General features: G+C 47.6%; 16 protein-coding genes. 12 read left to right on the forward strand and 4 right to left on the reverse strand.

The genetic code is table 11. The features are described 5' to 3' along the window. Positions 1 to 213 precede the first annotated feature (213 nt). Genes AB7D94_RS10880 through AB7D94_RS10890 form a run of 3 tightly spaced genes read left to right on the forward strand, consistent with a single transcriptional unit; the run spans position 214 to position 2,976 of the window. Positions 214 to 1,992, forward strand: coding sequence for a sensor histidine kinase (locus AB7D94_RS10880; RefSeq protein ID WP_420265902.1), 1,779 nt, complete (start codon positions 214 to 216; stop codon positions 1,990 to 1,992). Next, positions 1,979 to 2,341: a response regulator gene (locus AB7D94_RS10885; RefSeq protein WP_420265903.1), complete on the forward strand. Its 363-nt coding sequence runs from the start codon at positions 1,979 to 1,981 to the stop codon at positions 2,339 to 2,341. The genes AB7D94_RS10880 and AB7D94_RS10885 overlap by 14 nt, the downstream gene beginning before the upstream one ends. Beyond that, positions 2,338 to 2,976, forward strand: a complete 639-nt coding sequence (locus AB7D94_RS10890; RefSeq protein WP_420265904.1) for a hypothetical protein — start codon at positions 2,338 to 2,340, stop codon at positions 2,974 to 2,976. The genes AB7D94_RS10885 and AB7D94_RS10890 overlap by 4 nt, the downstream gene beginning before the upstream one ends. Positions 2,977 to 3,051: 75 nt before the next feature. On the opposite strand, the gene AB7D94_RS10895 is transcribed toward AB7D94_RS10890, so the two are convergent. Together AB7D94_RS10895 and AB7D94_RS10900 are read right to left on the reverse strand one after the other, a co-directional pair. Next, the gene (locus AB7D94_RS10895; RefSeq protein ID WP_420265905.1) at positions 3,052 to 3,492 is read right to left on the reverse strand and encodes a response regulator; all 441 of its coding nucleotides are present in this window, start codon (positions 3,490 to 3,492) and stop codon (positions 3,052 to 3,054) included. A gap of 722 nt (positions 3,493 to 4,214) precedes the next feature. Continuing rightward, positions 4,215 to 4,784, reverse strand: coding sequence for a MogA/MoaB family molybdenum cofactor biosynthesis protein (locus tag AB7D94_RS10900; RefSeq protein WP_420265906.1), 570 nt, complete (start codon positions 4,782 to 4,784; stop codon positions 4,215 to 4,217). Between the two features lie 431 nt (positions 4,785 to 5,215). Between AB7D94_RS10900 and AB7D94_RS10905 the strand changes: the two genes are divergently transcribed. Next, on the forward strand, positions 5,216 to 6,385 hold the full coding sequence (locus AB7D94_RS10905; RefSeq protein WP_420265907.1) for a tetratricopeptide repeat protein: 1,170 nt from the start codon (positions 5,216 to 5,218) through the stop codon (positions 6,383 to 6,385). Positions 6,386 to 6,430: 45 nt separating this feature from the next. Here AB7D94_RS10905 and AB7D94_RS10910 read toward each other — a convergent pair whose 3' ends face one another. Continuing rightward, the gene (locus AB7D94_RS10910; RefSeq protein ID WP_420265908.1) at positions 6,431 to 6,907 is read right to left on the reverse strand and encodes an MOSC domain-containing protein; all 477 of its coding nucleotides are present in this window, start codon (positions 6,905 to 6,907) and stop codon (positions 6,431 to 6,433) included. Between the two features lie 126 nt (positions 6,908 to 7,033). Here AB7D94_RS10910 and AB7D94_RS10915 point away from each other — a divergent pair, with 126 nt between their 5' ends. Genes AB7D94_RS10915 through AB7D94_RS10940 form a run of 6 tightly spaced genes read left to right on the forward strand, consistent with a single transcriptional unit; the run spans position 7,034 to position 12,966 of the window. Further along, positions 7,034 to 8,749 carry a hypothetical protein gene (locus AB7D94_RS10915; protein ID WP_420265909.1) on the forward strand — a complete coding sequence of 572 codons (1,716 nt, stop codon included), beginning with the start codon at positions 7,034 to 7,036 and terminating at the stop codon, positions 8,747 to 8,749. A 14-nt stretch (positions 8,750 to 8,763) separates the two neighbouring features. Then, on the forward strand, positions 8,764 to 9,477 hold the full coding sequence (uppS, locus tag AB7D94_RS10920; RefSeq protein WP_420265910.1) for a polyprenyl diphosphate synthase: 714 nt from the start codon (positions 8,764 to 8,766) through the stop codon (positions 9,475 to 9,477). 4 nt (positions 9,478 to 9,481) lie between these two features. After that, positions 9,482 to 10,270 carry a phosphatidate cytidylyltransferase gene (locus AB7D94_RS10925; RefSeq protein WP_420265911.1) on the forward strand — a complete coding sequence of 263 codons (789 nt, stop codon included), beginning with the start codon at positions 9,482 to 9,484 and terminating at the stop codon, positions 10,268 to 10,270. Then, a complete protein-coding gene (locus tag AB7D94_RS10930) occupies positions 10,270 to 11,472 on the forward strand; it encodes a 1-deoxy-D-xylulose-5-phosphate reductoisomerase (RefSeq protein WP_420265912.1) in 1,203 nt (400 codons plus the stop codon). The genes AB7D94_RS10925 and AB7D94_RS10930 overlap by 1 nt, the downstream gene beginning before the upstream one ends. A gap of 2 nt (positions 11,473 to 11,474) precedes the next feature. Further along, complete coding sequence (gene rseP, locus AB7D94_RS10935) at positions 11,475 to 12,557, forward strand: RIP metalloprotease RseP (protein WP_420265913.1); 1,083 nt, start codon at positions 11,475 to 11,477, stop codon at positions 12,555 to 12,557. Between the two features lie 13 nt (positions 12,558 to 12,570). Then, entirely contained in the window at positions 12,571 to 12,966 is a 396-nt protein-coding gene (locus tag AB7D94_RS10940) for an acyl-CoA thioesterase (protein ID WP_420265914.1), read from the forward strand. Between the two features lie 93 nt (positions 12,967 to 13,059). Here the strand turns inward: AB7D94_RS10940 and AB7D94_RS10945 are convergent, their stop codons facing one another. Beyond that, the gene (locus tag AB7D94_RS10945) at positions 13,060 to 15,633 is read right to left on the reverse strand and encodes a PEP/pyruvate-binding domain-containing protein (RefSeq protein ID WP_420265915.1); all 2,574 of its coding nucleotides are present in this window, start codon (positions 15,631 to 15,633) and stop codon (positions 13,060 to 13,062) included. A gap of 98 nt (positions 15,634 to 15,731) precedes the next feature. On the opposite strand from AB7D94_RS10945, the gene AB7D94_RS10950 reads away from it, so the two are divergent. Both AB7D94_RS10950 and AB7D94_RS10955 read left to right on the forward strand, forming a co-directional pair. After that, a complete protein-coding gene (locus tag AB7D94_RS10950; protein WP_420265916.1) occupies positions 15,732 to 16,244 on the forward strand; it encodes a CBS domain-containing protein in 513 nt (170 codons plus the stop codon). A 15-nt stretch (positions 16,245 to 16,259) separates the two neighbouring features. After that, entirely contained in the window at positions 16,260 to 17,774 is a 1,515-nt protein-coding gene (locus AB7D94_RS10955; RefSeq protein ID WP_420265917.1) for an SLC13 family permease, read from the forward strand. Positions 17,775 to 17,903 lie beyond the last annotated feature (129 nt).

The raw sequence follows: 17,903 nt of genomic DNA on the forward strand, positions 1-17,903 counted from the left end.
ATAGGACATTTCTATTTTGGTAAGAATAGGACATTTCTACTTTGGTACGACAAGGCCAAAGTAAAAATTTGTTATTTAAAGCCGAATTATTTTACAATAGCGTCGGGTTTATGGTATCTGTCCGCACAGATTTACAGTGAGGACAGGGGTCGCAGTGGTGGATAAGTTTGATAAGAGAGGCTCACTGAGGCCTCAACGGAGTGTGGCAAGCGCATGAAACACACAAGGGATGTCGAATCGGGCAGGCTGCTCACCTTTCTCACCCCATCGTCAATAACCGGGCCATCACGGTACGTGCGTCTGAAGGTAACGATTGTCATCCTTCTTGTGACTATCTCCATTGTGTTTCTTTTGATCGTGTTTTTCGTGAGCCATTTTTGGCTCCAGAGATTCTTAAACGAAGAGACGCAGAATCAGACAAGATGGCAAATGGAAACCACAAAGAACTCAATTGAGTTTTTTATCAATCTGAAGATCTCCGCACTGCGTTTTCTTGCCTCCGGGTATCAATTCGAGCAGCTCCTGGACCAAAAGGTGCTTTATTATCTGTTCAGTGATTTCAAAAAAGACTTCGGCGACGCCGTTGATTTGGGGGTCATAGACTCCATGGGGATAATGCGCTCCTACGCCGGCCCATATAATCTGAAGGACAAGAACTATTCTGACCAGGACTGGTTCAAACAGGTAGAGGTGCAGGACGTATGTGTAAGCGAGGTGTTCATGGGCTACAGGGGAACTCCGCATTTCGCTGTTGCCGTAAAGACCACTATACCAGAGACCAACGGGTTTTGGATACTACGCGCCACCGTAGAAATCAAAACCCTCCAGTGGTTAATCTCCACCATCAATCTCAAGGTCAACGACGACGCCTTTATTATCACACCCAAGGGCGTTTTGCAGACACCTTCAAGGTTTCATGGTGACGTCCTGAAAATCTCTGATATAAAAATGCCATACCTTCAGCATGGCATTAATGTCTCTGAACAGGAACTGCCTGACGGTACGCCGTTCATCTATGCCTACACTTACATAAAGGACTCACCGTGGATACTGGCCGCTATCATACGGTCAAAGGCGGAGACATCCGCCGCTAAATCTTTTCTCAATCAACTGATTACGATATTTATTGTAAGCATCCTGGTTATTATCGTAATAACCCTTAAAATGGCGCACTCAATGGTAAACTGGATAAGAGAGGCAGACGAGAAGAGTCAGGAGGCGCTGTCCGAGATAGAGCACTCCGGAAAGCTGGCCTCCATAGGGCGCCTTGCCGCCGGAGTTGCCCATGAGATAAACAATCCACTATCAATAATCGGGCAGCGCGCCGGACTGATAAAGGATATCCTTGAGATGTCAGAAGAGGGCAAATCCCATGATTTTGCCGCCATGATAGACGATATGAAAACCAGGGAAAAGTTCATCAGCCTGACAAACGGGATAGTTGACGCGGTAAATCGCTGCCGCACTATAACACACAGGCTGCTGGGATTTGCCCGCCGCATGGATGCGACTTATGAACTTATAGACCTTAATGAGACCATCTTAGAGGTGCTTAGCTTTCTGGATAAAGAAATCCTCTTCAGAGATATTAAATTGGTGCGCAATCTTGCCTCTGACCTACCTCAGATAAAGACAGACAAGGGCCAGGTTCAGCAGGTTTTCTTAAATATAATAAATAACGCCGTTGATGCCGTGGCAAGGGAGGGAGTCATAGAGCTGTCCTCAGAGCAAAAAGACGCCCAGACTGTTGCCGTCTATATCAGCGACAACGGCAAAGGCATTCCAAAGGCCCACATAAAGCATATATTTGAACCCTTTTACACTACGAAAGAAAAGGACAAGGGCACGGGACTTGGCCTTTTCATATCATACGGGATTATTAAAAAACTCGGCGGCAGCATTCGCGTCAACAGTGAAACAGAAAAAGGGACGACTTTTGTAATCGAACTGCCCCTACATTCCAATGAGGAGGGAAGTAATGCCGCAGACTAAGCTGCTTATAATTGACGACGAAGAGGACTATGCCTCGGCGCTTGCCGAGCGCCTCAATCTGCGCAATTTCGAGGCCGCCGCGGTGTATGAGGCAAAAGAAGCGCTGGCGGCAGTTGAGATTAATCACCCGGACGTTATTCTCCTTGACCTATGTATGCCGGGCATGGAGGCCAAAGACATGATAAAGGCCATAAAGTCGGTCGCCCCGGAAGTTGAAATTATCATAGTCTCAGGCCATGCCCTTCCCGCCGCGGAGATAAAACAAACCGCCTTAGTTAAGCCCATTGAGATAAAGGAATTAATCGAGAAAATCAACAAGGCCGTTTTAAAAAAACAAGGAGCACTATGATGGCACGGGAAACAGGTATTCAACGGCATCTGGCGTTTATAGGCAAGGTAATCTCCCTCTATACCCATGAACAGAAAAACCACCTCGCAATCATCAACGAATCAGCCGGCCTTCTCGGTGACATGCTGCAATTCTCCGAAGAGATAAAAGAGTTGCCACAGGCCAGGCAGATGCTCGATATAATAAAGTCCATTGACGCGCAGATAAAAAGATCCTCTGAGATGGCAAAATATCTCAACGCCTTTGGCCACAGGATGGACAGCCCAACGGCCTCGTTTAATGTCAACGACTGTGTCGGAGAGGTTCTTGTCCTGTTAAACAGGCTTATAGCCCAAAAGCGGATAACGTTCAAGGCCGATTACTCCTCTGGTCTGCCGCCAATAACCGGCAATCCATCAAACCTCCAACTGCTTGTCTTTATGGCCATGCAAGAGCTTGTAACTGTGATGCGGGAAAATACATATATTCTTGTTAAGACATTCAGTTCAAATAATTCGACGATAATCAGAATCACCCCAGAAGGGTTAGACGCCCCCGTTGACTTCACGGAACAGTCGGACTATTTCAAGCCGGTACGCGCGGTGACGATTAACGGCAGCGGGATAGATATTATAATACCCGTAAACTCCCATTAAGTTAACTCCGATAGAGGGTTCTCTGTTTTTACTTGAAGGGGTTAACTACATAGGCAATTAGTGTGGCGGCACCAGTTACCAGCCCCGCGTCTCTATTATGCCTTGTATCTTCTTTTTGAGATTTTCATCTACGATTACCGCTTTTTTGTGTTTAGCGCCACCTATTTTTTCGAGAAGGATGTTCATATCCACGGGTTTTTCCATAAAATCCACCGCACCTCCCTTCATGGCCTCCACGCCCTTTTCCAGTGTTGCGTGCCCTGTAAGGATAATCACCTGAAGGTCGGGATTGTCCTGCTTTATCCTATGAAGCACCTCGATGCCGTCCATGCCCGGCATCGTCAGGTCGAGCACTATGGCGTCGAAGTCCTTTTCGCTGATCTTTTTCAGGGCGTCCGCGCCCTGAGTCGTGCTGTCTATTCGCAGCCCCCTTGCCTGAAGCCTCTTTGAGAGCATTTCAAGGAATTGTTCCTCGTCATCTACTATCAATACGCTTGCGTTAAGCTGTTCCGACACCTGACAGACCTCCTTTGCCACCATGACACGCGCATGGCAAACACACTTATAGGCCGTGCTATCTCCACACCTGCCTTATCCTACACAACAGGGGCTGGTTAAGTCAACGCCCCGAATCCACCTTCAAAATCAAAGGTGGCATCCATTTTATGTTTTTGGGGGATTGTTTACGAGGGGTTTAGGGTTTATTCCCCTTAAAGCCTCTTAATAAAAGAATTTTTAACAACCCTAACGTCACATGAAACCGCAAAATCCATATACACCGGCAGCCCCCCTAATGAGGTCATCCCCCTTCATCTTTAATTCTTTGCGTTTACCCTGCAATCTTACTAAGACAATGTGTTATACACAATCAAACTTCCCGCTGGCCAACTTTTGTTGGCGTGTATTTCTGAAATATAATAAAATATCAATCAATACCATTAAACCATTCATAACGTATAAATAGCTGACATAGTCAAAGCAATACAGGAACTTATGGATAAATCCTGATAGGTATCCAATGAAAATGACAAACAAAAACTGGATACTTTTCCCTTCATTTTTCCCTGATTTGTATGATTTATATATCGAAAAAGGCCAAGCGCAACCAAAACATAACAGCATCATTATCTCAAATATGCTCATTTGCAGCCTCCTTATTCCTGTTGTCAGGGCAAACCATTCGAAACCGGATGACGCTTCTTAGCCCCCATAAGAAAGACATTCACAGAACCTGTTTTCTACCGGGCGCAGTCCGATGTCAGGCCCTTGATTTTCTCTATCGCATGGGGCAGGATATCAAGTATTGCGGCCAGTCCTTCCCTCACTGCCTTTACGCTTCCCGGCAGGTTTACTATCAACGCGCTGCCCCGTGTGCCAGCCGTTGCCCGTGAGAGCATAGACCGGCGTGTTGCCTTAAGGCCTTCGGCACGCATCGTCTCCCCTATGCCCGGCACTTCCCTTTCTATCACCTCAAGCGTGGCATCGGGTGTTACGTCGCGGGGAGAAAGCCCCGTCCCGCCCGTTGTTATCACAAGGTCAACCTTTTCAGACATCGCAATAAGCCGCGCCTTTATTTGCTCCTTCTCATCAGGGATTATCTCAGTGAAGAGGATTTCAGCCCCAATACCCCTTAATAATTCGCACACGGCAGGGCCGCCCTCGTCCACGCGCTGCCCGACAGCGCCCTTGTCGCTGATTGTCAATACCGCCGCGGTTACTGCCATAGAGTAAGACATCCGTGTGCCCGCGGGCAGCGTTGGAAGCGGGATGCCCTGTCTATGTTGCCGTTCCTTTCGCTCACTCCGCATTTTAACACATCCCCACAAAATATGAACAGTATTTAGTGGACGGTTTATGATACACTTGTGCCTCTCGATTCTGCTATAATCGGGGAGTGGCGATGAGGTGAAAAATGACAGACTCAAATAAACATATGAATATAACTGAATTAACCCACGTTATTATCATATGTGTGCTTGGTATTATTTCGTATCACAATACTTTAGGTGCCCCTTTTACGTTCGATGGGTTTAGTAGTATTGTAGAAAACAAATACGTAAGGGATCTTCATTACTATTTTAATTTACATATGATCTCACATGGAGAGTACGGTTTTAGGTCAAGATACGTTGGGTATTTTACTTTTGCTCTTAATTATTGGGTTAGTGGGCTTCATGTCATGAGTTATCACGTTGTTAATATTTTTATACATATTAGTAACGCGTTGCTGTTGTACAGAATGATTCATTTGATAACAAAAACCCCATTTTTTTCGGATTTTACTGAACATAAATCCATAGATACATTAGCATTTTTCGCCTCCGCATTTTTCGTAGTCCATCCCATTCAAACCCAGGCAGTAACGTATATAGTCCAGAGATTTGAGTCCCTTTCGACAACTTTTTATTTGGTTGCCATAATTTATTACATAAAATTAAGGACGAATTCAACGGGCAGATGTGTTTTCTGTTTTATTGCCTGCTTTGTCTCATCAATTCTTGCGATGAAAACGAAGGAAATAGCCTTTACTATACCAATAACAATAGCCATGTTCGAGTTTTTATTTATTACCGGGAAATCTAAAAAAAGATTATTCATTCTATTACCAATTATTTTATTGGTCTTATTAATTCCCATGACTCTTGTCAATGGAGATATATCGCGTCTTTTATATTCGTATAGCACTGCAAAGACTATAAAGATGTCTCATTATAATTACGTTATTACCCAGTTTCCCGTTATGCTGACTTACTTTAAACTGTTATTTATTCCAACAAATCTGAACCTTGATTACGACTATCCAATTTATACAAGTTTTTTTCAAATTAAGGTGTTAGCTGGTTTTGCCACTGTTGCGTCTTTAATTACGATTGCGTTTTATTTCATTTATCTTTCACAAAAAATCGAGGGAACGGCAAGATATTACCTACGGCTGTTCAGCTTCGGAACGCTTTGGTATTTCATTACCCTTTCAGTGGAATCTGGCTTAGTGCCCTTAGATGATACAATATTTGAACACAGGCTGTATCTGCCGTCCATAGGCTTTTTTATAGCCATATTTTCAATATTAGAGGCATTCCCGATAAATAAACGAATAAGTATCTTTTTTTCAAAGAAAAGGAAAGAGGTTGTGTTTGCAATCCTGATTATATTTTTATGTATTGCAACGGTTCAAAGAAATGAGGTATGGAAAAGTGACGTGACTTTGTGGGAAGACACGGTAAAAAAGAGCCCTGATAAATGGAGATGCCGGTATATTTTAAGCAAGGCATACATAGCCGCGGGAAGGATTGAGGACGCTATGGCCGAAGTGGAAAAGGCCTTGTTCCTCTCGCCGGAGAGTTTCAAATCGTATAGTAAAAACGGCATTATTTATTTAAAGCCATCGTCGAAATATAACGGGACATGAGCCTGTGGGCTGCACAATAGTAATCACGCCTGCCATCTAATGCCACTAATCGCCAGTACAGCCGTGGACTACTATTTTATCTCCCGGCATGATAACGCCACCTTCAATGACTCGCACGAAAATCCCCTCAGAGGGCATAACGCAATCCCCTGCCTGATAGTAAATCGCGCATCTGTTGTGGCACTCCTTGCCGATTTGGGTTACCTCGACCCTGACGGTCTCTCCGATAGACATCCTGGTACCGATGGGCAGTGTGGGAAGCGGCATGCCCTCGGTTGTAATGTTCTCAGCGAAATCGCCGCAATCCACGTCAAGGCCAACCGCCTGCATTTTTTTTATGCTTTCAATGGCAAGCAGACTGACCTGCCTGTGCCATTGCCCACTGGCGTGGGCGTCGCCCTCTATGCCAAAGTTCGTTATCAGCACGGCCGTTTTAACGGGCGACTTTCTCTCGCCCTTTTCTTTGCTCGTGTTTACTGAGACTATTTTGCCGTTTCTTTCGCTCACGATGGATTTTAACACACACCCATAGAATATAGACAGTATTTAGTGGATAATTTATGATACAATTGTGTGTCGGGATACTGCTATAATAGAAGCTGACTAAAACTATGAGGGTGGGACTATTATGATGAGGGTGGGACTATTATGACGAAAAAAACGTTGCCGTACGCTATATGTGTTGTCTTGTGCCAGTTATTGTTCATTTTGCCGTTTGTTAGCGGCGTATGTGGGGCGGATGAGCCACTGAGGCCGCTTGCCGACAAGACCGTCAATTTTTTTCAACCATTGGCGCTTAAAATCGAAACTGTTAAAGGGGATAGCGTTACCCTCGCGGGGGAGTCCTCAGAGAAGGCCGTAAAAGGCACAAGATTCGATGTCTTTAGCGAGGGCGCTGTCTTCTATCACCCTGTCACAAACGAGCCGCTTGGGCATTTCGAGAGCCACATCGGCTCAGTTGAGATAACTGGCGTGAAGTCCAACGGCACCGTGGAAGCACACCTCATAAAAGGCACACCGCATAAAGGCGACATCGCGCGTCTGTCAAAGTCAAAGGTCAAGGCTCTGTTCTATCAGGACAAGTCCGTCAACTGGTTCCTTGGCGATGTCTACTACAGGCTGCTCAAACAGAGCGGGCGCTTCGAGCTTATTGATACGGCCATTGCCGCCGAAAACACCGACGCGCTGTTTGAGGAAGCAAAAAAGCTGGGTGCCGATGTGCTCATCCTGGTTGAAGGTTCAAAGAAAGACGCGATTGCGGATGAGGACAGCTATTTAAAGCAACGCATCTTCTGGGTCTCTGACCGTAAGGAGGTTTTTTCGGATACCGCCGCGATCTCTGAGACCTATCTCCAGGAAATACTTGCCTCCGCCGACATATTTCTGTCCGTGTTGAACGACCCTGTCCTTACGTATCACATGCCCATCGCGTACGACCTTATGACAATAGGCAACCTTGACGGTGGCAGCGGGGTTGAGCTTATCTTCAGCAGCGGCTCTGACCTGGCCGTTTACAAGCCCGGCGTTGATATGAACAAGATAATGGAACTCAAGGGCGACAGGATGAGCGATAACGTATATGTGGATGTTATTGATATAAACAAAGACGGCAAAGACGAGATAATCGTAACCTCAATGGCCTATGACGGCGCAAGGGCGTTTATCTATGGCGTTGAGGGCGGCCAGCTCAGGGAGTTGTGGAAGGCCCACGGCTTTTTAAGGGTATATAACAATAAACTCCTGTTTCAGCGCTACACGGCCAGTGAAGGACAAAGCGGCGATGTGCAATACATAGTCTGGGACGGCTCTTCTTTTAAGGAAGAGGGAAAGATAAAGCTGCCGCGCGGCATTAATCTGTATGATTTTGTGAACCTTGAGGCCGCCGCGGGGGATGTTAATAAGAAATCAGAACCTGTGATGTTATATTACGATGTCTTTAACCATCTCACTGTGAAGGACTCAGCGGGGACAAGTATCTGGCGGAGTAAGGGCAATATGGGCGGCTTTTCAAGGGAGTACACGATACCCGGCCCTACTATCATAACAGAAGGAAGCAAATGGCATATAAGCGATAAGATGTATTTGTTTCACAATAAAGGCGTTGCTATCAGGAGGGTGCCGCTTGCCCTGACCTCTGTGTCATTGGGTTATAAGAAATCATATATAATGAGCTATGGATTTAACGGTATCTCTGTCGAGGAGAACGCCCTTGTTGGCGCGATATCGGGAAATATAATAGACTATACGATATACAAGGACAGGATATATGTGCTGGCGAGGCCAATACTGGGACTCAATCTGTCTGGTATGCTTAAGGGAGAAAATCCCCTTACTACGAACCTGTTTGTATATAAATTGCTATAGAGGCGGAGGTGTAATTGACAGACCATACCATACCAAAACATGTGGGTATAATCATGGATGGTAACGGCAGATGGGCAAACCAGCGTGGTATGCCGCGCGTGGAAGGCCACCGCAAAGGCGCTGGCAGGACAAAAGAGATAATTGAGGCCGCCGCCGACATAGGTATTAAGACCCTCACCCTCTATGCCTTTTCCATAGAAAACTGGAAGAGGCCGCACGATGAGGTTATAACGTTGATGGACCTGCTTGATTTTTATCTTAAAACCGAGATAGAAGACCTGCTGAACAAGGGATTGGTCTTTAAGGTTATCGGCAATAAGGAAAAACTCCCCGACAACATACAATATCTGGTGGAAGAGGCGCAGCGTATCACAGGTGGCAACAAGGGCATGAACCTGATGATGGCCATCAGCTACGGTGGCAGGGATGAGATAGTCAGGGCGGTGAAGAAGTTTATCGAAAAGGGCGGCGATATGGACGAGGTAAATGAAGAGTCATTTGAGGAGAACCTTGACACGGGAGGTGTTGCGCCAGTAGACCTGATTATAAGAACAGGCGGCGAAAAGAGGATAAGCAATTTTCTGGTCTGGCAGGCGGCGTATGCAGAGTTGTTTTTCACCGATACGCTGTGGCCAGATTTTACAAAAGAGGAATTCATGTATGCCATTGAAGACTACAAGCTCCGTCAGCGGCGCTTTGGTATGATTCCCGATAAGGCTGAAACATAGGCAGATGCTCTTAAAAAGACTCATTGTTGCCGCAATACTATTGCCGCTTTTGTACGCCTATATTATGTACCTGCCGGATTACTATTTCCTGGTGCTGATGTTTTTTGCGGCGTTTATCTGCATGGAGGAATTCCTCTCTATGTACGGCATAAAAGAACTCCCCCGGCATGTGTTTTCTGTGGTTGGATTAATTCCCCTGTATATGACATATGAATATAACGAGATACCGGCCTATGTGTTTGCCGCTATGTTCATGGGATGTGCGACTATTCGGCTGTTTGGCCACAAGGGGCCGGACAACGCCCTGTTTGATATAGCCCCGTTTCTGACCGGCTTGTTTTACATTCCGGTGTCTTTGAGTTATTTTATAAAACTCAGGGCGGTTGCCCCTGAGGTTGTCCTGTTCCTGATGTTTGTTATCTGGGGCGCGGACAGCGCCGCCTTATACGTCGGCAAGGCGGTAGGGCGCAGGAAGCTCTATGAGCGTATCAGCCCAAATAAGACTATCGAGGGGGCTGTGGCCGCGCTCATAGGGGGCGCTGCCTCGGCGGTAATATTAAAAATCGGCTTCAAATTCCAGATTAGTTATCTGACAACCATAGTTGCGGGAATAGTGATGGGGGTTTTGGGCATCATAGGCGACCTGATTGAGTCAATGTTCAAAAGGGAAAGAAATATTAAGGACTCAGGGAGTTTCCTCCCGGGGCACGGCGGGATACTGGACAAGGTTGACGGTATGCTTATCGCCGCCCCTGTGCTGTATTATCTGATACTGCTTGTTAATGTACATTAATGAATAGCGGCATAAAATATATTACACTGTTGGGAAGCACTGGCTCGATAGGGCGTAGTGCGCTTGAGGCCATTGCAAATTCAGGCGGCAGGTTCAGGGTAGTCTCCCTTGCCGCCAATAAGAGTGTCGAACTGCTAAAGCGGCAAATCCTTGCCTTCAGGCCAGAGATAGTGGGTGTGGGGGACGAAACGAGTGCCGCGCAACTCAGGCAATGGGCCAAAGACTCCGGCGTTACCGGCATTGACGGCCAGAAGCTCAATGTCCTCAGCTCACAGGAGGGCGTTTGCGAGGCGGCGGCATACGAAAAGGCGGACTTTGTTATATCAGCAATAGTGGGGGCCTCCGGCCTTAGGCCGACCCTTGCCGCTATCAAGGTTGGCAAGGACATAGGGCTGGCCAATAAGGAAACCCTTGTAATGGCCGGTTCCGCGGTAATGGAAGAGGCCAAAAGGCGTAACGTTAAAGTGCTGCCAGTGGACAGCGAACACAGCGCCATATTTCAGTGCCTTGATGGCCGCCCTAAGGCCCACATAAGCAGACTAATACTTACGGCCTCAGGAGGGCCGTTTTTCGGCAGAAGCAAGGACGCCATGGCGACCGTCACAGCGTCCGACGCATTAAGGCACCCCAACTGGAGCATGGGAAACAAGATAACCATTGACAGCGCCACGCTGATGAACAAGGGGCTTGAGGTGATAGAGGCGCATCATTTATTCGATATAGCGCCCGGCTCCATAGACGTGCTCATTCATCCCCAGAGCATAGTACACTCACTTGTGGAGCTGATTGACGGCAGCCTGCTGGCACAGTTGTCAGTGCCGGATATGAAAGGGCCGATTGCCTACGCCATGTCCTATCCAGACAGGATGGAGGGCGTGATAGAGAGGCTGCGGCTTGAGGAAATCTCCGCCCTGACGTTTCACACACCGGACACTGAGGCCTTCCCATGCCTGGCCCTTGCATATGAGGCACTGAAGGCAGGCGGCACAATGCCGGCCGCGGTCAACGCGGCAAACGAGGAGCTGGTCTGGTTGTTTTTAAAAGGCGTTATTAATTTTACGCAAATACCTGTTATTATAGAAGAGGTAATGATGAGACACAATGTAACCGTGGCGCGGCTTGACGCGGTCTTTGAGGCCGATCAATGGGCAAGGCGCACGGCAAATGAAATTGCGAAGGCAAATTGCGGCGGGGGTAATTAAATATGACAATAGTGTATGCGGTACTGCTTTTGGGGATATTGATATTTGTGCATGAAGTTGGGCACTTTATCCTTGCCAAGGCGGTGGGTATAAAGGTGACGAAGTTTTCTCTGGGGATGGGGCCAAAACTAATAGGCAGGAAATACGGAGACACAGAGTATGTGCTGTCTGCCTTTTTAGTGGGCGGCTATGTGAAGATGCACGGGGAGGAGATGCCGGGCGCCGATGACGCGCTGGAGATAGAGGAAAAGGACAGGGCATTCTTTGCCCAGCCGGTTTACAAGCGTGCTATTGTGGTCTGTGCCGGGTCTCTGTTTAACATATTTTTTGCCGTCTTGTTGTTTAGCGTCATATTTCTTACGGGCGTGCCGAGGTATCTTTCGGTAATTGGCGAGGCCGCGAAGCTCTCCCCTGCGGCGGCGGCGGGACTAAAATCCGGCGACATGATAACGCAGATAGGCGGCACTAAGGTCCAATACTGGGACGAGATGACAGAGATAATTCACGACAGCCCCGGCAAGGCGCTCAATTTTACAATCAAGGGGGCAGACGGCACAAGCCGTGAGCTGACCATAACGCCGGAGAACAAGGCGTCAAAAAACCTGTTCGGCGAGGAGGTGCGCATGGGGCTGATTGGAATATCTCCAAGCGGAGACGCCAACAAAGTCACCTACGGCGTTTTTGAATCCATCGCCATGGGATTTAAAAAGACATGGGAGGTAATCGTGCTGCTGCTGCTTTCCATTGTAAAACTCTTCCAGCACGTCATACCGGCAAACACGATAGGCGGCCCTATTATGATATTTCAAATGGCGGCAAAGCAGTCATCGGGCGGCTTTCTGAGCTTTATAATGTTCATGGCCGTAATCAGCATAAACCTCGGCGTGTTCAACCTGTTTCCAATACCGATACTGGATGGCGGGCACATGGTCTATCTGGCGATTGAGGCGGTAAGAAAGAGGCCACTGAGTGAACAGGCCATTGCCATAGCGCAAAAAATAGGCCTTGCGCTCTTGCTGATGCTGATGGCCTTTGCGATGTATAACGATGTAATACGCATAATTACGGGAGAGAAACTGCCGTAGACATAATAAACGAATGGCCGACACAATAGACATAAGGATATACTACGAGGATACAGACTGCGGCGGCGTGGTTTACTACGGCAAGTATATGGGGTTTCTGGAGAGGGCGAGGACGGATTTCCTTGAGCGGCGCGGCATAAGAATCCTCGATTTGATGAACGAGGGGACGTTCTTCGTCGTGGTGGGCGTTGATATAAGGTATCACAAACCGGCCAGATACGCCGACATTATAACTATCCATACCGAAATAGAGGAAATAACGGTGGCCTCAATAACCTTCTCGCATAAAATATACCTGAATAATCCAGAGACAAAAATATCAACCGCGAAGACAAGTCTGGCAATCGTGGGGACTGAAATGAAACCTAAGAGGATACCCAAAGATATGATTGAGGCCTTGCGGGCATAGGTGCCATGTGCCTTATAAAGCCAGATGTCTCAATCAGATGTCTCAATAAGTAAGCATCGCGGCCTTCCTATCCACCAATTCCAGATGAGTTTATCATTTGTTGCATCCGGCGATATGGTCTTTTATGAATTCGGCTTTATATTGGTCAGTCACTGAGTCGTTGTACATGACCATGTCGAGCTGTTTCGTATAAACTGTCAGCTTGCCCATTATCTCCATCTTTTGCTCAATAGACTGCCTCTTGTACTTTGACAGGCGCGCGTCAATTACGTCGCCCTTTACGACTATCGAATCAAAGTCTATCTCTCTTAGTATCTCCGAAATGAGCCTCACCCTTCTTAGCCGCCTGTCCTCCTGTGCCCCGCCGCCCTTAAAGTGGAATTTAATATAGTTGTCATTTAAATTGTCACTAACATATGCCTCCACTAACGACAGGTGATAGCCAAGCCTTATCGAAAAATTCATATAGTGGTCTGACAGAAATGTGAAACTGCATTTTGCCATCTCGTCAATCTGCGCCTCGCTCATTGTGGCCGAATGCGCTATCATGCCCATAAACCCCCCTACGTCAAGCGGCCTGCCCTGTGGCCATTTCATGGAGGTAAGTCCCCTGAAAAACGCGATAAACGGAATCGAGCGTATATGCTCAGGGTTTAGCCTTTTGGGTGTGCCCTCAATGCCGCCTCCCAGGTCTATTACATATAAATCAATGGGAAGGCCGGTGACCATCCTGACAGCCCCGAAGCCCGGCTGTACTGCCGCAACGTCGGTGAAAAGAAACATGTGCCGCATGGCCTTCTCGTGGGCAAACCGGGTTATGTCGTGATAAGTGGCGCAGTTTGCGGGGCAGAACTGCTCAGAGTCCGGGTCTGTGAGGTTCAGAGGCACTATACATTTCAGTACCTGTGACAATATACGAAACAGAAGCGTTTCCCGAAACGGGTTTGGCCTGTTTTCATAATTATCTATAAGCTCAGTTACATAGCCGTCATAGACATAGCCGTTTACCGCATCAACGGTTATCTCCTGCCCGTGCCTTATTGCCTCAGTGGCAATTTCCGTATCCAGTAGTGTCGGCACCTGATATTCCCTCACCAGAGAGGCCATGTGCCCGGTTGTCCCGCCAAGGTTTGTAACTATCGCCGCTGCCTTGTTCATCACAGTCACGTAACGCGGCGAGGTTGTTCGGGATATGAGAACTCCCCCTTGGGGGAAATCCAATAAGTCATCCTCTCTTCTTATGATAAATGCCTTGCCATGTCCTATGCCCTTACAGGTAACGACACCCTTGCCGATGAGCCGTTGATGCCCCTTTATGTCGGTCGGTACATCGGGGGCGGTTTCATGCGTATAGATATGCAGCGGCCGTGTTTGCAGAAATAATAACCCGCCACCCTCGTCAACCGCCCACTCCATGTCCTGTGTTACGCCAAAGTGTCTCTCAAGGGTCAGTGCGTATTTGGACAGCTCCATTATCTGCGCGTCGGAAACAGACGCCTTTCCACGCATCGTATCTGTCGTCGGCACCTCGTCTGTGCTGCCGGTGTCATTACAAACGGCCATGGTTGACTGCTCAGGGATTGTCCTTGATATGATTTTGAGTTCAGGTGTTTTGGCCACGGTGTATGTCTCAGGGGAGACGGTGCCGTCAACTACGGTGCAGCCAAGACCCCATGCGGAGTTTATTATGATATTGTGGATGGAGGCGTCGTTGGGGTCGTTTGAATACATAACGCCCCCGGCCCTTGCCCTGACCATTTCCACTACGCCTACGGCCATGGCCATGTCGCTTTCTCTAAACCCCTTCGTCTTATAATAGAAGATTGCGTTGTCTGAAAACAGGCTTGCTATGACGGCCTTGTACTTCGCCGGGACATCCGCCTTTTTGACGTTCAGATACGTGGAATACTGGCCGGCAAAGCTGAACTCGTCGTCCTCTTCCACAGCGCTGCTTCTGATTGATACGACCGTGTCGCGCCCTTCAAAGACCTTTTCGTATGTGTCCATGATGGCCGAGTGCATATCGGCGGGGAGTTGCGCATTAAGGATTTGTTCTTTTATCTCTCTGCTTGCCGTCCTCAGCGCCTCAAGGTTATTGACAGTCAGGGCGCTGAGTGTCTGATTAATTTTGTCCAGAAAACCGTTATGTTGCATGAACCGTATGTATGCGGCTGAGGTTATGGCAAAGCCCTTGGGAATAGGGACAGAGACGGCATTTTTCATCTCGCCGAGGTTGGCGTTTTTACCCCCTACGAGGTCGGTCATTGACTTGTCTATGTCGTCATAGGCAACGGTAAGACTTCCACCGGCAACCGGCCTCCTTCTGCTGAACGCCTCATCAAGCCCTGCGCTTATATGTTGGTATCTTTCGTAAAGTTCGGCGTATCTGCCCTCTGCAATCTCGTTTAATCTATCAATGAGGTCTTTTACATTGCCGGTAATAGCCGCGGCGTTTTGGACGATGTAGAGTCTGTCAATCAGGTATTCGCCTGAGAGTTTATCTTCCATATCGGCCATTATCTCAAGAATGGAGTTGTTGGCACTAAGCAGCGACTGAAAAGAGGTGTATTTGCGGGCAAACATCTCCTTTTGGGCGGCATAGTCATCCATTGCCGACTTTGCGGAGCCGCCAGAAAATGTGCCTAATATTTTTTTAAAAAATCCCACGTTTCTTTGAAAGAATCCCACCGTTTTATTTATACTATGGTGTATGATAACATTTATGGTCGCTTGTGGCAATAAAAAATCATTGGGAGGCTCAAATAATGCCGGCGGATAAGAGGGTAAAAGACCTCATGAAAGATATTTTTGAATTTCCACACATCCCATATTGGTTTACAATCAGACAGGCCATAGGGATAATAAAAAGTGCGGGGCTTGAGAAGGCCCCTCACCAGATTGTCGTGCTGGTATTCGAGGAAAAATACCATCTCGTTGGCACGTTGGGGATAAAAGATATACTCAGAGGTTTAGAGCCGGTATACCTGAGGACCTCATCACAACATGAACACAGCGCGCAGGAAGGCGACATGGCCCTGTCCCTTGTTTGGGACACGATGTTTGACATGTCCAACAAGGAACTGTTACAAAAACAGGTAAGCGATATCCTCTATCCCATAGAGCATTTCGCCGGTACGGATGACCATCTGGCAAAGGCCGTTTATGTGATGCTTACAAACGACCTGTTTTTGCTGCCCGTGCTGGAAGATAAGAGGAAGCTTGTAGGGATAGTAACACTGCTTGATATTTTTAACGAATTGTCAAGCCCCGTAGCGTAAGGGAGATTTAAGATAATGGCTCAGAAGATATTAAACGCCCCTTCTGATTCTTCCAAGGTCTCACAGACTTTGGAGGTTTCGAGGCCGAAGGCGAGGATAGATTGGAAAAGGGTGTCTTATCTCGTTTTAGGCATGGGGGTGTTTCTTGCGGTTTACTATATGCCGGGGCTGCCTGACGCCGTTGACCCGTCGGGGGTGCGATTTCCCCTGACCAGAGAGGGCAAGGGGGCGTTGGCCGTGTTATTGATGGGCGTGATATGGTGGTTTTTTGAGGTGATGCCCGCCGGTGTTACGGGGCTTATCATGGGGTCAGCTCAGGCGCTTTTGCACATAAGGGACGCCAAAAGGGTTTTCTCTGATTACATGGACCCTGCCGTGGTGTTCATCTTTGCCGCGATAGTCATGGGGATGGTCTTTGCCGGAACGGGGCTGACAAGGAGGATTGCCTATAAAATCCTGTCCATTATTGGCGAGAATACGATAGTGATTTACGGGGGGACATTCTTTCTGATGGCCTTTTTGTCTCACTTTATGTCAAATACGTCGTCTGCGGCGGCTATATTTCCACTGATATGGGCGATTTATTCTCTTTACAGGCGTGAGGATGTCCCAACAAGGTTTGGCAAGGGGCTGTTTATGGGCATGGCGTTTTCGGCAGGGGCGGGAAGTATGTTCACCTTGTTCAGCGCCCCGCGGGCGATTTTATCTATCGCCATTTTCAAAGCGGTCGCAGGAAGGGACATCTCCTTTGCCGGTTATTCGAAATACATGTCTTTGATTGGGTGGATAGCGATAGTTGTTATTTGGGTGTTTGCGGTGGTTTTTTTCAGGCCGAACAGGAAATCACTAAGTGGATTGAGCAATAGATTTAAGGAGATGTATGCCGAGCTTGGCCCGCTCTCACAGAAAGAAACGCTGACTATAATTATTGTAACGGCCGTCGTTTCACTTTTGATAATCTCCTCATATCTTCCCACTCTGAAGACGTCGGACAAGGCGGCCCTGATACTGATTTCCACGGCGATGATCTATATATTTAAGCTGATGGAGGTTAAGCATCTGGAGGATGTGCCGTGGAACATTGTGTTGTTTTTTGGCGGGGCGATGAGCATAGGGTATTGCCTTTGGGATACGGGGGCGTCGGCGTGGCTTGGTGTGCGGTGTGTCGGGATTTTTGCGAATCTTCATTGGTTTGCCTTTGTCATCCTGCTTGCCGTTGTTGTGTTCATTATTTCCAACGTGTTAACAAACGCGGTGGCCGTTGTGCTTGTGCTGCCGGTTGGGCTGGTTATGTCCAGATATGCCGGTGTTACGCCTGAGGTTGTTTTTTTCAGCATATCCGTGGCGTCGGCGATGCCATTTTTGCTTATCAAAAGCTCCGCGTCCAACGCAATCGCCTTTGAATCGAAGCAGTTTACCGCGAGGGAGTTTTTTACGAAAGGCATACTTTTGAGCGTCATTTTGTTTGTTATTTTAGCGGCGGCGATTTGGATTATATGGCCTGCCCTTGGGATGCACATACGCAATTAAACGATGTAATATCATATCCTCTGTTGCATATTAACCTAAATATAACATTCGTGTAATATACAGTAGTGTTAATGCAAGGCAAATTTGTTCTAACGAAAAAAACAAGTTTTCATGGGAAGTTGCAATGAT

Source organism: Candidatus Magnetominusculus dajiuhuensis, from assembly GCF_046044395.1.
Taxonomy (GTDB): domain Bacteria; phylum Nitrospirota; class Thermodesulfovibrionia; order Thermodesulfovibrionales; family Magnetobacteriaceae; genus Magnetominusculus; species Magnetominusculus dajiuhuensis.

Coding starts and splice junctions, on each gene's coding strand:
- AB7D94_RS10915 (WP_420265909.1), top strand. CDS start 7,034: ATGACGAAAAAAACGTTGCCGTACGCTATATGTGTTGTCTTGTGCCAG.
- AB7D94_RS10905 (WP_420265907.1), top strand. CDS start 5,216: ATGATTCATTTGATAACAAAAACCCCATTTTTTTCGGATTTTACTGAA.
- rseP (WP_420265913.1), top strand. CDS start 11,475: ATGACAATAGTGTATGCGGTACTGCTTTTGGGGATATTGATATTTGTG.
- AB7D94_RS10880 (WP_420265902.1), top strand. CDS start 214: ATGAAACACACAAGGGATGTCGAATCGGGCAGGCTGCTCACCTTTCTC.
- AB7D94_RS10890 (WP_420265904.1), top strand. CDS start 2,338: ATGATGGCACGGGAAACAGGTATTCAACGGCATCTGGCGTTTATAGGC.
- AB7D94_RS10955 (WP_420265917.1), top strand. CDS start 16,260: ATGGCTCAGAAGATATTAAACGCCCCTTCTGATTCTTCCAAGGTCTCA.
- AB7D94_RS10885 (WP_420265903.1), top strand. CDS start 1,979: ATGCCGCAGACTAAGCTGCTTATAATTGACGACGAAGAGGACTATGCC.
- AB7D94_RS10950 (WP_420265916.1), top strand. CDS start 15,732: ATGCCGGCGGATAAGAGGGTAAAAGACCTCATGAAAGATATTTTTGAA.
- AB7D94_RS10900 (WP_420265906.1), bottom strand. CDS start 4,784: ATGCGGAGTGAGCGAAAGGAACGGCAACATAGACAGGGCATCCCGCTT.
- AB7D94_RS10940 (WP_420265914.1), top strand. CDS start 12,571: ATGGCCGACACAATAGACATAAGGATATACTACGAGGATACAGACTGC.
- AB7D94_RS10930 (WP_420265912.1), top strand. CDS start 10,270: ATGAATAGCGGCATAAAATATATTACACTGTTGGGAAGCACTGGCTCG.
- AB7D94_RS10925 (WP_420265911.1), top strand. CDS start 9,482: ATGCTCTTAAAAAGACTCATTGTTGCCGCAATACTATTGCCGCTTTTG.